Origin of the sequence: Streptomyces katrae, assembly GCF_000717655.1 — a bacterium.
Classification (GTDB): Bacteria; Actinomycetota; Actinomycetes; order Streptomycetales; family Streptomycetaceae; genus Streptomyces; species Streptomyces katrae_B.
Genome location: NZ_JNZY01000004.1, coordinates 175434 through 189132 on the forward strand (window position 1 = coordinate 175434; position 13699 = coordinate 189132).

15 protein-coding genes are annotated in these 13699 nt (G+C 69.9%); 6 read left to right on the top strand and 9 right to left on the bottom strand.

Annotation, left to right across the window (positions count from 1 at the left end):
* Positions 1 to 85: 85 nt before the first annotated feature.
* The 3 genes from IF09_RS45495 to aceB all read left to right on the top strand — a co-directional run bounded on the left by IF09_RS45495 (position 86) and on the right by aceB (position 2772).
* Positions 86 to 301, top strand: coding sequence for a hypothetical protein (locus IF09_RS45495; protein WP_158709919.1), 216 nt, complete (start codon positions 86 to 88; stop codon positions 299 to 301).
* Positions 253 to 879, top strand: a complete 627-nt coding sequence (locus tag IF09_RS0107190; RefSeq protein ID WP_051832163.1) for a nucleotidyltransferase family protein — start codon at positions 253 to 255, stop codon at positions 877 to 879. Before IF09_RS45495 ends, IF09_RS0107190 begins: the two co-directional genes overlap by 49 nt.
* 273 nt (positions 880 to 1152) lie before the next feature.
* Positions 1153 to 2772: a malate synthase A gene (gene aceB / locus IF09_RS0107195; protein WP_030293081.1), complete on the top strand. Its 1620-nt coding sequence runs from the start codon at positions 1153 to 1155 to the stop codon at positions 2770 to 2772.
* A gap of 88 nt (positions 2773 to 2860) precedes the next feature.
* Here the strand turns inward: aceB and IF09_RS0107200 are convergent, their stop codons facing one another.
* Positions 2861 to 3934 carry a beta family protein gene (locus tag IF09_RS0107200; RefSeq protein ID WP_158709920.1) on the bottom strand — a complete coding sequence of 358 codons (1074 nt, stop codon included), beginning with the start codon at positions 3932 to 3934 and terminating at the stop codon, positions 2861 to 2863.
* A gap of 245 nt (positions 3935 to 4179) precedes the next feature.
* Between IF09_RS0107200 and IF09_RS0107205 the strand changes: the two genes are divergently transcribed.
* A complete protein-coding gene (locus IF09_RS0107205) occupies positions 4180 to 5370 on the top strand; it encodes a GDSL-type esterase/lipase family protein (protein WP_418953025.1) in 1191 nt (396 codons plus the stop codon).
* Positions 5371 to 5433: 63 nt separating this feature from the next.
* On the opposite strand, the gene IF09_RS0107210 is transcribed toward IF09_RS0107205, so the two are convergent.
* Complete coding sequence (locus IF09_RS0107210) at positions 5434 to 6030, bottom strand: TetR/AcrR family transcriptional regulator (protein ID WP_030293086.1); 597 nt, start codon at positions 6028 to 6030, stop codon at positions 5434 to 5436.
* Positions 6031 to 6127: 97 nt separating this feature from the next.
* Between IF09_RS0107210 and IF09_RS0107215 the strand changes: the two genes are divergently transcribed.
* Positions 6128 to 6973: an SDR family NAD(P)-dependent oxidoreductase gene (locus IF09_RS0107215; protein WP_037634235.1), complete on the top strand. Its 846-nt coding sequence runs from the start codon at positions 6128 to 6130 to the stop codon at positions 6971 to 6973.
* A 55-nt stretch (positions 6974 to 7028) separates the two neighbouring features.
* On the top strand, positions 7029 to 7643 hold the full coding sequence (locus tag IF09_RS0107220) for a 3'-5' exonuclease (RefSeq protein ID WP_037634282.1): 615 nt from the start codon (positions 7029 to 7031) through the stop codon (positions 7641 to 7643).
* A gap of 101 nt (positions 7644 to 7744) precedes the next feature.
* Here IF09_RS0107220 and IF09_RS0107225 read toward each other — a convergent pair whose 3' ends face one another.
* From IF09_RS0107225 to IF09_RS0107255, 7 genes are all read right to left on the bottom strand, one after another.
* Positions 7745 to 9049, bottom strand: coding sequence for a nucleobase:cation symporter-2 family protein (locus IF09_RS0107225; RefSeq protein ID WP_030293094.1), 1305 nt, complete (start codon positions 9047 to 9049; stop codon positions 7745 to 7747).
* Between the two features lie 354 nt (positions 9050 to 9403).
* Positions 9404 to 10807, bottom strand: a complete 1404-nt coding sequence (locus tag IF09_RS0107230; protein WP_030293096.1) for an 8-oxoguanine deaminase — start codon at positions 10805 to 10807, stop codon at positions 9404 to 9406.
* A 189-nt stretch (positions 10808 to 10996) separates the two neighbouring features.
* Positions 10997 to 11920, bottom strand: coding sequence for a factor-independent urate hydroxylase (gene pucL, locus IF09_RS0107235; protein ID WP_030293098.1), 924 nt, complete (start codon positions 11918 to 11920; stop codon positions 10997 to 10999).
* 1 nt (position 11921) lies between these two features.
* Positions 11922 to 12323 carry a hydroxyisourate hydrolase gene (gene uraH, locus IF09_RS0107240; RefSeq protein ID WP_030293100.1) on the bottom strand — a complete coding sequence of 134 codons (402 nt, stop codon included), beginning with the start codon at positions 12321 to 12323 and terminating at the stop codon, positions 11922 to 11924.
* 2 nt (positions 12324 to 12325) lie between these two features.
* A complete protein-coding gene (uraD, locus tag IF09_RS0107245; RefSeq protein WP_030293102.1) occupies positions 12326 to 12844 on the bottom strand; it encodes a 2-oxo-4-hydroxy-4-carboxy-5-ureidoimidazoline decarboxylase in 519 nt (172 codons plus the stop codon).
* A gap of 154 nt (positions 12845 to 12998) precedes the next feature.
* On the bottom strand, positions 12999 to 13382 hold the full coding sequence (locus IF09_RS0107250) for a helix-turn-helix domain-containing protein (RefSeq protein WP_030293103.1): 384 nt from the start codon (positions 13380 to 13382) through the stop codon (positions 12999 to 13001).
* The gene (locus IF09_RS0107255) at positions 13379 to 13630 is read right to left on the bottom strand and encodes a hypothetical protein (RefSeq protein ID WP_078613104.1); all 252 of its coding nucleotides are present in this window, start codon (positions 13628 to 13630) and stop codon (positions 13379 to 13381) included. Before IF09_RS0107255 ends, IF09_RS0107250 begins: the two co-directional genes overlap by 4 nt.
* Positions 13631 to 13699: the final 69 nt, after the last annotated feature.

Genomic DNA, 13699 nt, shown 5'->3' on the forward strand with positions numbered 1-13699 from the left:
ACCCCCCCTGATTGGCTCTGCCTGCCAGGCCAATCCAGGGACCAGACTCGCGGTATTGGCCCCCGATTGGCAAGGAGACCACCCCATGTCGAGCACGCCGACCCCCCTGACCGACCGCGACGAACGCGCCCTGGCGGCTGCCGTCGAGAACCGGATCTCCGAGCCGCTGCGCCTCGGGCCCGCCCTGGCCTCCGTACGACGCCTCCTGACGCGGCGGCCACGCACCGGCCCGCAGGGGCGAGAATCGCTGACATGCCGACCCACGCAGACTCGACCTCAACCCCCGGCCCTGACCCCGTGATCGCGGGCCTGCTCCTCGCGGCCGGCGGCGGGCGCCGCCTGGGCGGGCGCCCCAAGGCCCTGCTCGCGTACCGCGGGCGCCCGCTCGTCGAGAACGCGGTACGGGTGCTGCGCGAGGCGGGCTGCGGTCCGCTGCACGTGGTGCTCGGCGCCCGTGCCGCCGAGGTCCGCGAGCAGGCGGACCTGACCGGCTGCGTGGTCGTGGACAACCCCGACTGGACGGAGGGCATGGGCTCCTCCCTGCGCGCCGGGCTCGCCTCCCTCGCCGGTACGGGCGCCTCAGCTGCCCTCGTCTCACTGGTGGACCAGCCGGGCATCGGCCCCGCGGCCGTGGCACGGGTCCGGGAGGCGTACCGCTCCCCCTCGAGCCTGGTCGCGGCGGCCTACGGCGGGGAGCGCGGCCATCCGGTGCTCTTCGGAGCGGACCGCTGGGCGGACATCGCGGCGACGGCGACGGGGGACAAGGGCGCGCGGATCCATCTGACAGAACACGCGAACGAGCTCACGCTGGTGGAGTGCGGGGACATCGCCGAGGCCTTCGACATCGACACCCCGCCCGACCTGGCACGACTGGCTTGAGCGGAGGTCGAGCAGCAGTTGAGCGGGCAGTGACGAAGGTGGCACTGAGGGCCACCGGGCGCCAGAGTCTGTCGACTCGGAGAATCTCGACATCAACAAACCATTGAACTTCCACCATAAGGAAATTACTATCCACTGGTCAGAAGCGCCCTGAACCCCCAGACGGCGCCCGCGACCGTATCCCGGAACTCTCCACACCCGGCGGCACTGCGTGCCGTCCTGCGCGAGCATTCCCCGCGGCCGCCAGGCACCGCCGCTGAAGGAGTGACAGATATGTCCGCACCAGCGCCGTCATCGCTGGCCATCGTCGACGCCGAGCCCCTGCCCCGGCAGGACGAAGTCCTGACCGAGGCGGCCCTCGCGTTCGTGGCCGAGCTCCACCGGCGGTTCACGCCCCGCCGCGACGAGCTCCTCGCCCGCCGCGCAGAGCGCCGCGCCGAAATCGCCCGCACCTCCCACCTCGACTTCCTCCCGGACACCGCACAGGTCCGCGAGGGCGACTGGAAGGTCGCGCCGGCCCCGGCCGCGCTGAACGACCGCCGTGTGGAGATCACCGGTCCGACCGACCGCAAGATGACCATCAACGCCCTGAACTCGGGCGCCAAGGTCTGGCTCGCCGACTTCGAGGACGCCTCCGCCCCCACCTGGGAGAACGTCGTCCTCGGCCAGCTCAACCTCATCGACGCCTACGAGCGCCGCATCGACTTCACGGACGCGCGCACGGGCAAGTCGTACGCCCTGAAGCCCGCCGAGCAGCTGGCGACCGTCGTGATGCGCCCGCGCGGCTGGCACCTGGTGGAGCGCCACCTCCAGGTCGACGGCCGTCCGGTCCCCGGCGCCCTGGTCGACTTCGGCCTGTACTTCTTCCACAACGCCAAGCGCCTCATCTCGCTCGGCAAGGGCCCGTACTTCTACCTGCCGAAGACGGAGTCGCACCTGGAGGCGCGCCTCTGGAACGAGATCTTCGTCTTCGCACAGGACTACGTCGGCATCCCGCAGGGCACGGTCCGCGCGACGGTCCTGATCGAGACCATCACGGCCGCGTACGAGATGGAGGAGATCCTCTACGAGCTGCGCGACCACGCGGCGGGCCTGAACGCGGGCCGCTGGGACTACCTCTTCTCTATCGTGAAGAACTTCCGTGACGGCGGCGAGAAGTTCGTCCTGCCGGACCGCAACGCGGTGACGATGACGGCCCCGTTCATGCGGGCGTACACCGAGCTCCTGGTCCGCACCTGCCACAAGCGCGGCGCGCACGCCATCGGCGGCATGGCCGCCTTCATCCCGTCCCGCAAGGACGCGGAGGCCAACAAGGTCGCGTTCGACAAGGTCAAGGCCGACAAGGACCGCGAGGCGGGCGACGGCTTCGACGGCTCGTGGGTCGCCCACCCCGACCTGGTCCCGATCGCGATGGCGTCCTTCGACGCGGTCCTCGGCGAGAAGCCGAACCAGAAGGACCGCCTGCGCGAGGACGTCTCCGTCGCCCCCGGCGAGCTGATCGCGATCGACTCCCTGGACGCGCGACCGACGTACGACGGCCTGCGCAACGCGGTCCAGGTCGGCATCCGCTACATCGAGGCCTGGCTGCGCGGCCTCGGCGCGGTCGGCATCTTCGGCCTGATGGAAGACGCGGCCACCGCCGAGATCTCGCGCTCGCAGATCTGGCAGTGGATCAACGCGGGCGTCGTCTTCGAGAACGGCGAGACGGCCACCGCCGACCTCACCCGCAAGATCGCCGCCGAGGAACTGGCCGCGATCCGCGCCGAGTCCGGCGAGGAGGCCTTCGCGGCCGGCAAGTGGCAGCAGGCCCACGACCTCCTCCTCCAGGTCTCCCTGGACGCGGACTACGCGGACTTCCTCACCCTCCCGGCCTACGACCAGCTCGTGGGCTGACCCCCGGAAGCCGGCTGATTCGCACAGCAGCCGACCCCCACTCCGCCCCCGCGCCACAACCGGCCCGGGGGCGGAGCCGTTTCGTGCTTCAGGCGGTCAAACACCATGCCGCGTAGGCGAGGTGCTGGCTGTGGCCCGCCCGGATCCACGACTCGGCGTTGCCGACGCCGGGGGTTCCCGTACCCGTGGCGCACTCGTGCAGCCAGCGGTCGCCCTCACTGAACCCGGCTCCGCGGAACTCGGGCTCAGAGATCATCCGGCGGGCGGTCTCCCGCACCTCTTCGGCATGTCCGTCCCCGATCGTGGGCGCCTTGGCCAGCAGAAACGTACGGTCCGTGGTGTAGCGCAGGACGCCCCAGGGCGGGCCGCCGCCCGCCCCGGCGTCGGCCGCGAAGGCGTGGTGGGCGCCGTAGTCCCCGTAGGTGACGTCGACGGGGAGCTCCGGCCGGGCGTGGCGGACCATGTGCCAGACGTCCCAGTCGTGTCGCTGCGCCTCGATCGGCCCCCACCCTGACGGCTCGGGCGCGGTGGGCGGAAAGGAACCGGCCAGGAGGACGATCGAGCGCCACCGGGTGAGCGGGCCGAGCAATTCCAGGGCGCGCAGGGCGCACTTGTCCGCCTGGTGGTCCTCATCGGTGACCGCCTCCAGGTCCAGCAGCAGGTCCACCGGCAGGTCCCGGGCGAGGTCCGGACCGGCCAGGCGCTCGACGAGCCGGCGCACCTCCTCGGCACCCTGCTCCGAGGAGGCGTCGGCCGCACGGACCCGCAGCCCGAGGCCGTTCCCGCAGGCCCGGGCGAAGTCCGCGCAGGCGGACTGCTGCCAGTCGGGCCGGCCCGGGCCGGTGACCGGCCGCAGCGGCGTGTGGAGCAGGTACGGCCAGAGCCCCTCCGTGACGGCGCGCGGCGCACCCTCGAGGTGCCGGGCGTCCACCCAGGCGGGCGTGGCCCGTTGGGCGGCGACGACGGCGCCGGGCGGTCCGGGCGGTCCGGCCGGATCCGTACGCAGCGGGATCGTCCACAGCGGTGAGACGGCCGCCTGCAGGAACGGCGCCAGCCGGGAGTACGCCGCGAGCGGGCCGCGGCGCATCGGCAGGACGGGTACGTAGAGCGGCTCGACCATGGTGGCTCCCCCGTTGACCGCCTTGGTTGCGCTTCTGTTCACAGGGTGAGCGTGAACGGCCGCCAAGGGAACGGCGCAATCCGGCCAAGGGCGGGACGGGGCAGCGCGGCGGCCGACGGGCCGACCGATCGATCGGTTGTTACTCCATCGTAACTTCCCTGTACCTAGCGGTAACAACGCGCGGCGTGTCACCTTTCCGATGCCACCGGCCGGCGGTACCCCCACTTCCCCAGCCATGCACCGGAGTTCGCTCCGGCTTCGCCATGGCCGACCGCAGGAGTTCCGCCGTGATCGGATTCCGCAACGCCAGCAAGGACCGGGCCCCCAGTCGAGTGCGACGACTCGCCGGGGCCGGGATGGTTCTGCCGCTCGCCGTCAGTGCGCTGGTCGCCGGCTCTGCCGGGACCTCCGTGGCCAGTCCCGGGACCGGGCCCACCGCCGTGGTCTCCATGGGCGACAGCTACATCTCCGGCGAGGCCGGCCGCTGGAAGGGCAACAGCCTGACCAACAGCGGGAACCGGACCGGAACCGACCGCGCATGGGTCTCCGGGAGCACCTACGACCCCGCCAAGGTGTACGGCACCACCGCCGGCGGGTGCCACCGCTCCGACTCCGCCGAGGTCAAGAGCGCCGGGGCGATCGCCGACGTGGCCGTGAACCTGGCCTGCTCCGGGGCGATTTCCGAGAACGTCTTCCGCGCCTCCAACGGCGGCGTGCCCTTCAAGGGCGAGGCCCCGCAGGCCGATCAGCTGGCCGCCGTGGCCGCCGCCAACAACGTCAAGGTCATCGCTCTGTCCATCGGCGGCAACGACCTCGGCTTCGCCGACATCATCAAGGACTGCGCCCTCGACTTCGTCATCTGGAACTCGTACTGCTACGACGACCAGCAGTACGGAGTCGACGAGAAGATCGACGGTGTCATGGCGAACGTCGGCAAGTCCGTGGACGAGATCCGCGCCGTGATGCGGGCCGCCGGGTACACCGACTCCTCGTACCGGATCGTGCTGCAGTCCTACCCGTCGCCCATCCCGCGCGGCGCCGAGAACCGGTACACGCAGAGCGACTGGAGCCGCCTCAACACCGGCGGCTGCCCCTTCTGGAACCGGGACTCGGACTGGGCGCGCGACTCGCTCGTGCCGCAGATCGCCGATCGCCTCAAGGGGGTTGCCACCGCCAAGGGCGTGCAGTTCCTGGACCTGCGCGACATGATGCAGGGCCGTGAGGTGTGCGCGAAGGCCAGCAAGCAGGTGACCACCTCGGCGCCCGCCTCGGCGAAGACGAGCGAGTGGGCGCGCTGGATCGACAGCAGCGAGACGCAGGGGCCGGTCCAGGAGTCCATGCACCCGAACTACTTCGGCCAGCTGGCCGTCGGCCGCTGCCTGGCCCTGGCGGTCGCCCAGCCCGCGAACTCCGCCGCCGGCTGCAAGAACACCGCCGGAGCGGATCAGACGGGCATGTTCCTGGCACCCACTCCCTGACGGGGACATGCGTTCCGTGCGAGGGCGTCCGCGGAGAACTGCGCGGGCGCCCTTCGCGTTCGATCAGCCCCGTACGGCGGCCAGTGCCTCGTCGTAGAGGGCCGCCAGGTCGGCGCTGCCGCCACTGCGGACCCAGGCTTCGGTGGCGGCGTCCACGCAGGCGAAGACGGTCGCGACGACCGCCGCGGCGCGGACCCCGGGGACCAGGCCCGGCCCTTGCGCCATGCGGGCCGTGACGGCGGGCAGCACCAGCTCCTGCCAGCGCAGCCGCTTCTGGGTGTACCGGGCGCGCAGCGACGGGGTGTCGAAGATCAGCGCCGTGATCTCCAGCAGCTGCTCGGGGTCGCCGTGCGCGTCCATGAGCACTTCGAAACCGGCCCGCAGGGCCTCCCACGGAGTGGCGGCGGCGGGCTGGGCCTCCACCGTCGCGCGCAGCAGCTCGCCGAGCTCTTCCTGCTCGCCGCAGACGATGTCCTCCTTGGTACCGAAGTACCGGAACAGCGAACGCTGGGAGATGCCCGCTTCCTTGGCGATCTGCGCGATCGTCGTGGCCTCGTAGCCCTGCTCGGCGAAGAGCCGCATGGCCGTGCCGAAGATGCTCGCGACCACGGCCTGCCGGGAGCGGTCCCACAGGCTCGGCTGCGTTGCGATGGTCCCCATCCGGTCAGCATATAGGCGCGCCGCCCATTTGACCCCTACTGCCCGCTTGGCAGTCACTGCCAGTCGGGCATACAGTGATGCCTGACGATGTCACCCCATGGCAGGAGCCACTGTGAACGCGGTCGACTACCGAGGCAGGACCACCCTGATCACCGGCGCGAGCTCGGGCCTGGGCGCCGAGTTCGCGCGCCAGCTCGCCGCGCGGGGCTCCCACCTGGTGCTCGTCGCCCGCCGGGAGGACCGGCTCGAGGCGCTGGCCGGGCAGCTGTCGGCGGCACACGGCGTCAAAGCCGAGTCGATCGCCATGGACCTGTCCGTCGACGGATGCGGTGAGCTGCTCGCCGCCGAGGTCGACCGGCGCGGGATCGCGGTCTCCAGCGTCATCAACAACGCCGGCTTCGGCACCTACGGCCGCTTCCACGAGGAGGACCCGCAGCGGCTCCGCCAGGAAGTGGGCCTCGACGTGACGGCCGTCGTCGACATCAGCCGTGCCTTCATCGGCCCGCTGCGCCGCCGTGGCGAGGGGGTGCTGGTCAACCTCGCCAGCACGGCCGCGTACCAGCCCGTTCCGTACATGGCCGTCTACGGCGCCACCAAGGCCTTCGTGCTCAGCTTCACGGAGGCCCTCTGGCACGAGTCCCGGGGCACCGGGCTGCGCGTCATGGCGCTGTCGCCCGGCGCGACCAGGACGGAGTTCTTCGACGTGGTCGGCACGGAGGACGCCGCCAGCGGCACCCGGATGCAGACCTCCGAGGAGGTCGTACGCACCGCGCTGAAGGCGCTGGACCGGAGGAACCCGCCGCCGAGCGTGGTCTCCGGAGCCATGAACCGGATCATGACCTTGAGCGGTCGGTTCGCGAGCCGCCGGACGGTCGTACGGATCGTCGGCCGGATGATCTCCCCCCGGGGCTCCTCGGCGGTCCGGGCGTCCGCGCAGGGGTGACGGGCGCCGGGAAACCGGATGCCCGTCACGGTCCCGGGCTGGCATGATCCCGTTCATGCCGGTCCGTACCGTACGTCCCAGCCTCTACATCTCCGTCGACATCGAGGCCGACGGCCCGATCCCCGGCCCGTACTCGATGATCAGCTTCGGGGCCGCCGTCGCGGGGCGGCAGGACGGCGGTTCGTATACGGCCGCCGACCCCGAGCAGCACACCTTCTACCGCGAACTCCGGCCGATCAGCGACGCGTACGTCCCCGAGGCGCTCGCCGTCAGCGGCCTGGACCGGGACCGGCTGGTCCGGGAGGGCGCCGAACCCGCGGCGGCCATGGCCGAGTTCCGCGCCTGGGTGCGGGAGGTCGCCGCGGAGAGGGGGGCCCAGCCCGTGATGTGCGGCTACCCGGCCTCCTTCGACTGGACCTTCCTGTACTGGTACTTGATCCGGTTCGGCGGCGACAGCCCCTTCGGGCACTCCGGCTGCCTCGACATGAAGACCCTGTACGCGGCGAAGGCGCAGGTGCCGCTGCGCGCAGCAGTCAAGGGGCGGATGCCGAAGCAGCTGCTCTCCCGCCGCCGGCACACCCACCACGCGCTCGACGACGCGATCGAGCAGGCCGAGCTGATGAGCAACCTGATGCTCTGGACACCCCCGGCCCCGGGTGCCGCCGGCTGACTCCCCCGCCCGGGCGGGTGCGGAAGGACGGCCGGTGCGTACGCCACACCCGCAGTAGTGGGTGGCGTACGCACCGCCGTAGCAGGCCGGCCCCGTGAGGGTCAGTGCACCGGCACCGGCACCGGTTCCGGAGCGGCAGCCGCGCCGCGCCGGGCGCCGAAGTGGTTGAAGGCCAGGTTGAGCACGATGGCCACCACGCAGCCGGTGCTGATGCCCGAGTCCAGGACGACGAGCAGGTCCTTCGGGAACGCGTGGTAGAAGTCCGGCGCCGCGATCGGGATCAGGCCGATGCCCACCGAGGCAGCGACGATCAGGGCGTTCTCGCCCTTCTCCATGGCTGCGCCCGCCAGGGTCTGGATCCCGCTGGCCGCGACCGAGCCGAACAGCACGATGCCGGCGCCGCCGAGGACCGGCAGCGGGACCACTCCGATGACGGAGGCGGCGACCGGGCACAGGCCCAGCAGGATCAAGATGCCGCCACCGGCGGCGACGACGAACCGGCTGCGCACCTTGGTCATCGCCACGAGCCCGATGTTCTGCGCGAAGGCGCTGCACATGAAGCCGTTGAACAGCGGGCTGAGCGCGCTGCCGAGGGTGTCGGCGCGCAGCCCGCCCTCGATGGTCTTCGCATCCGCCGGACGGCCGACGATCTTGCCCAGCGCCAGGATGTCGGCGGTGGACTCGGTCATGCAGACCAGCATGACGATGCACATGGAGACGATGGCGGCGGCCTGGAACTGCGGGGCGCCGAAGTGGAACGGGGTCGGGAAGCCCACGAGGGAGGCGTTCCTGACGGCGTCGAAGCTGGTCATACCGAGCGGGAGGGCGATCAGCGTACCCGCGACCAGGCCGAGCAGGATGGAGATCTGCTGAAGGAAGCCGCGCAGGAACTTGCGCATCAGCAGGACGATCACGAGGGTGACGGCGGCCATGCCGATGTTCTTCACCGAGCCGTAGTCGGTGGCGGTGCGGTTGCCGCCCTGGGACCAGTTGAAGGCCACCGGCAGCAGGGACACGCCGATCAGCGTGATGACCGTGCCGGTGACGACCGGCGGGAAGAAGCGGACGAGTTTCCCGAAGTACGGGGCGGCGAGGAACCCGAGGAGCCCGGCGACGATGATCGCGCCGAAGATGACGGGGACGGCGTCCGCGCCCTCACCCTTGCCGATGGCGATCATCGGGGTCACACCGGCGAACGAGACGCCGTTGACGAAGGGGAGCTTGGCGCCGATCTTCCAGAAGCCGAGGGTCTGGAGAAGGGTGGCGAGGCCGGCGGTGAAGAGCGAGGCGCCCATCAGGAACGCGGTCTCGGTGGCGGAGAGTCCGACGGCAGGGCCGACGATCATGGGCGGGGCGACGACACCCGCGTACATGGCGGCCACGTGCTGGAGGCCGCTCGTGAACATTTTCAGCGGAGGCAGGGTCTCGTCGACCGGGTGCTTCTCCTCCGGTACTGCGACAGCATCTGTGCGAAACCTGGGCGCCTTGGCCACGGCTTCCTCCGGTCGGGTAACACGTCGGCAGGGACGTGGGTGTCTGGGAGGTGGTGCGAAAGCTGTGCAAGTCGATCTTGTGTTCAGTTGTGTGAAGGCATGCAGAAACGATTCGCCCGATTCGTTCCAGAAGCAGTGGCACGAGTCACCGCCCCGGGGGCGCCCTCGGAAATCCTCGGGCGCTTCCCGGGAACGGCTGCCGCGGACCCCGCTCGGGTCCGCGACCGCCGGCCGGGGGCCGTCCCCCCCGGCCGGACTCCGTGGGGATCAGCCCTGCGCGGAGATCCGCGCGAGGCGCTGGGCCTCTTCCCGGGTCGACACCGCGATGGCGTCCTCGTCGGCGAAGAGCAGTCGGTTGTTCTCGACGATCTGCTTGCCGTTGACCAGGGAGAGGGTGACCGGGGCGGCCGCACCGAAGACCAGCGCGGTGACCGGGTCGGCGATGGACGAGTGGGCCAGGGTGCTCAGGTTCCACATCACCAGGTCGGCGCACTTGCCGACCTCGAGCGAGCCGATGTTGTCGGCGCGGCCGAGGACCTGGGCGCCGCCGTACGTACCGAGGCGCAGGGCCTGGCGCGCGTTGAGGGCGGCCTCGCGGTGGACCGGGTTCAGCCGGTTGATCAGCAGCGCGTTGCGCAGCTCGGTGTGCAGCTCACCGGACTCGTTCGAGGCGGTGCCGTCCACGCCGAGGCCGACCGGGACGCCGGCGGCGAGCATGTCCGGGACGCGGGCGATGCCGGCGGCCAGACGGGCGTTGGAGGACGGGCAGTGCGCGACGCCGGTCTTGGTGCGGGCGAACGCGGCGATGTCGGAGTCGTTCATGTGGACGCTGTGCGCCATCCACACGTCCTCGCCGAGCCAGCCGGTCGACTCGAAGTAGTCGGTCGGGCCCATGCCGAACAGTTCCTTGCAGAACTGCTCTTCCTCGACGGTCTCGGAGCCGTGCGTGTGCATGCGCACACCGAGGCGGCGGGCCAGCTCGGCGCCCTGCTTCAGCAGCTCGGTGGAGACCGAGAAGGGGGAGCAGGGGGCGACGGCGACCTGGGTCATCGCGTCGAAGGAGTGGTCGTGGTGCTTCTTGACCGTCGCCTCGGTGTCGGCGAGCGCACCCTCGAGGGTCTCGACGGCGTGGTCCGGGGGCAGGCCGCCGTCCTTCTTGCTGCGGTCCATGGAGCCGCGGGCGAGGGTGAAGCGGACGCCCATCTCGGACGCGGCGCGGATGATCGCGCCGGAGAGGTCGCCGGAGCCCTTGGGGTAGACGTAGTGGTGGTCCATGGCGGTGGTGACGCCGCCCTTGGCCATCATCGCCAGGGAGCCCTGGGCGGCCGTGTAGGCCATCTGCTCGTCGATGCGCGCCCACGTCGGGTACAGCGCGACGAGCCAGTTGAAGAGGTTGTGGTCGGTGGCCAGACCACGGGTGATCCACTGGTAGAAGTGGTGGTGCGTGTTGACCAGACCCGGGGTGACGAGGTGACCCGTGCCGTCGATGCGGCGGACCACATTGTCGAGGTTCTCGGGGGCTTTGCCCGCACCGATGGACTCGATCTTGTTGCCGGCGACGACAACGTGGCCCGAGGCGTACTCGGTGTCGTTCGCGTCGACGGTCGCAATCGCACAGTTCTCGATGACGATGCGCTCTACGGCGCCGTCACGCGCTGCCGATGCTGCCATGGGACTTCCTCGTGCTTTCAGTGGCGGTGCGGGCACGGCAGGACCCAGGGGATTTGAGTGCCGGAGGCGGGACCTCGACAGCTGACAGTACTGCCGTCCCTCGTTGTGCGTCCGGGTGCCGATTCAGGAAGTTGAAGCGTGTCGCGCGGTCCCGGGGCCACTGCGGAGCCCCGGGACGCGCGTGCCGTGTCAGAGGTTGGTCATGTCCACGGGGATGCGGGCGTCAGCGCCGTCCCGCAGGATCGTGGCCTCGATCAGACCGTACGGGCGGTCCGCGGCGAAGTAGACCTCGTTGTCGTTCTTGAGCCCGAACGGCTCGAGGTCAACAAGGAAGTGGTGCTTGTTCGGGAGCGAGAAGCGGACCTCGTCGATCTCCGAGCGGTGGTTGATGATGCGCGAACCCATCTGGTACAGGGTCTGCTGCAGCGAGAGGGAGTAGGTCTCCGCGAAGGCCTGGAGCATGTGCTTCTTGGTCTCGGCGTAGGACTTCTCCCAGTTGGGCATCCGCTGCTCGTCGTCCGACCAGTTGAAGCGCCAGCGGCCCGACACCTGGGTGGCCAGGATGCGGTCGTACGCCTCCTGCAGGGTCGTGTACTTGTCCTTCACGTAACCCCAGAACTCCGAGTTCGTGGAGTTCATGACGATCAGGTCCTTGAGGCCGGAGATGACCTCCCAGTTCTGGCCGTCGTACGTGATCTGGGTGACGCGGGTCTCCATGCCCTTGCGGACGAAGGAGTGGTTGACCTCGTCGGAGCCGATGAACTTGGAGTTGGCGTCCGAGGTGGCGATCCGGTCCCAGGCGTACTCCTCGATCCGGATGCGCGCACGCTGGATCGGCTCCTGGCTGTTCACGAACCAGCGCGCCAGGTGGATGCCGAACTGCTCGGCGGACTCGATGCCGTACTCCTTGGCGAACGCGTACACCGTGTTCTTGGTGGTGTCCGTCGGAAGGACGTTGGCGTTCGAGCCGGAGTAGTGGACGTCGTCCATGTCGCCGGAGAGGGCGACCGAGACGTTCAGGTCCTTGATGTGGTGGGTGTCGCCGTCCCGCGTGATCTTGACGACGCGGTTCTCTGCCTTGCCGTACTGGTTCTGGCCCAGAATCGTGGCCATGCTAGCTCCCTCGGTAAACGGAGTAGCCGAACGGGTTGAGCAGCAGCGGTACGTGGTAGTGCTCGCCCGGGTTCACCGCAAAGGTGATGGTGACCTCGGGGAAGAACGCACCGCTGTCCCTTACGCGGGGGGCGTCCTGCTGCGCCTCGGCTTGCTTCTTCTCGAAGTACGCCTCGGTCTCGAAGTCGAGACGTACGTGGGTGGTACCCTCCGGCAGCGCCGGCAGGTCCTTGCAGCGCCCGTCCGCATCGGTGGCGGAGCCGCCCAGGGTCGCCCACTCGCCGTCGGGCCCGGTACGGGCGGACAGGGAGATGGCGACGCCCTCGGCGGGGCGTCCGACGCTGGTGTCCAGGATGTGCGTGGACACCGAATTTCTCGGAGATGCCGCGGTCTCAGTGCTCATGCTCACGCTCCTTCTTCTGCGAGTTCGACGAGGCGGGTCAGACGGATCCGGTTGATCTTCACGAGCTCGCCGCGGGCGATCTCCCGCTCCTGCTCCGGCGAATTGTCGATCCGGACCTTGACCGCGTCCCGCATGAACTCACCGGTCGCACCGGTGGCGCAGATGAGGAAGACGTGGCCGAACTTCTCCTGGTACGCCAGGTTCAGTTCGAGGAGCTCGTTCTTGAGCTCCTCCGAAGCGCCGGCCATGCCTCGCTGCTCGCGGGCGGAGGTCGGGTCTCCCGGCTTCGGCCGGCCGATCGGCGCGTGGCCTGCCATCGCTTCGGCCAGGTCCTCGGCGGTGAGCTCGGCCATGGCGGCCTCGTTCGCGCAGAACAGGGAGTCGGCGGTGGCGAAGGGGCGCTGGGCGAGCAGCTTGCTCCCCCATGCCGAACTGGCGCACACCTCGTGCAGTTCGGCCGTGGCCGCGCTGTCGTCCAAGGCGTTGAACCGGGTGAGACCCGGGGTCGGACTCGAAGTCACGGTAGGCCTCCGTGGCCTGTTGTTGCTTTGACGGGCTGCGCATAGCTAACGCCCTCGACAACACGGCGTCAACACTTTGTTGAAACTTCCCGTACACAAAAGCCGCCGCCCGGATGAATGGGGCGGCGGCTCGTCACAGTGGGTCAAGCAGGCTTCACGCTTTGCTGTTCTTGTTGGGGTTTTCCCTGTTCAGATAGTTGTAGACCGTGAAGCGGCTTACGCCCAGGGCGCCCGCGACCGTCTCCACGCCGTGCCGGACGGAGAAGGCGCCGCGCGCCTCCAGTATCCGGACGATGTCCTGCTTGGACTTCCGGTCGAGCTGTGACAACGGTACGCCGTGGCGGCGCTCCAGCGCCGCGAGGATGTGGTCCAGCGAGTCGGAGAGCTGGGGCAGGCGCACGGCCAGCAGGTCCTCACCCTCCCAGCTGAGCACGACGTCGTCGGGCAGCGCCTGGGCCGGATCCATCAGCTCGCCGCCCATCGCGTCGACCAGCGGCTTGACCGCGGTGACGAACGGGTGGTCGCGGGGCTCGGTCATGGGGTGTCCTCCCCGATCACGTTGACCTGGAGCGAGACGCGCGTGGCCCCGGACTCCAGCGAGTCGCGCAGCAGCGCGGCCACCGCGGCCAGCACCTCGTCGGCGCCACCCTCGGCGGTATTGCCGAACGGACCGACGTCCACCGCGTCCAGCCGGGCCTTCTGGATGACCTCGCGAGCGGCCACGGCATGGGCAGGGGCCTCTTCGAGATCGAAGGGCTCGGTCGTGAACTCCACTCTCAATCGCACGCTGGTCAAGCTACCTCCCAGTCGGCTTTTTTCGGCAGTTCGCACTTGACATCTGCGACAAGGCCCATG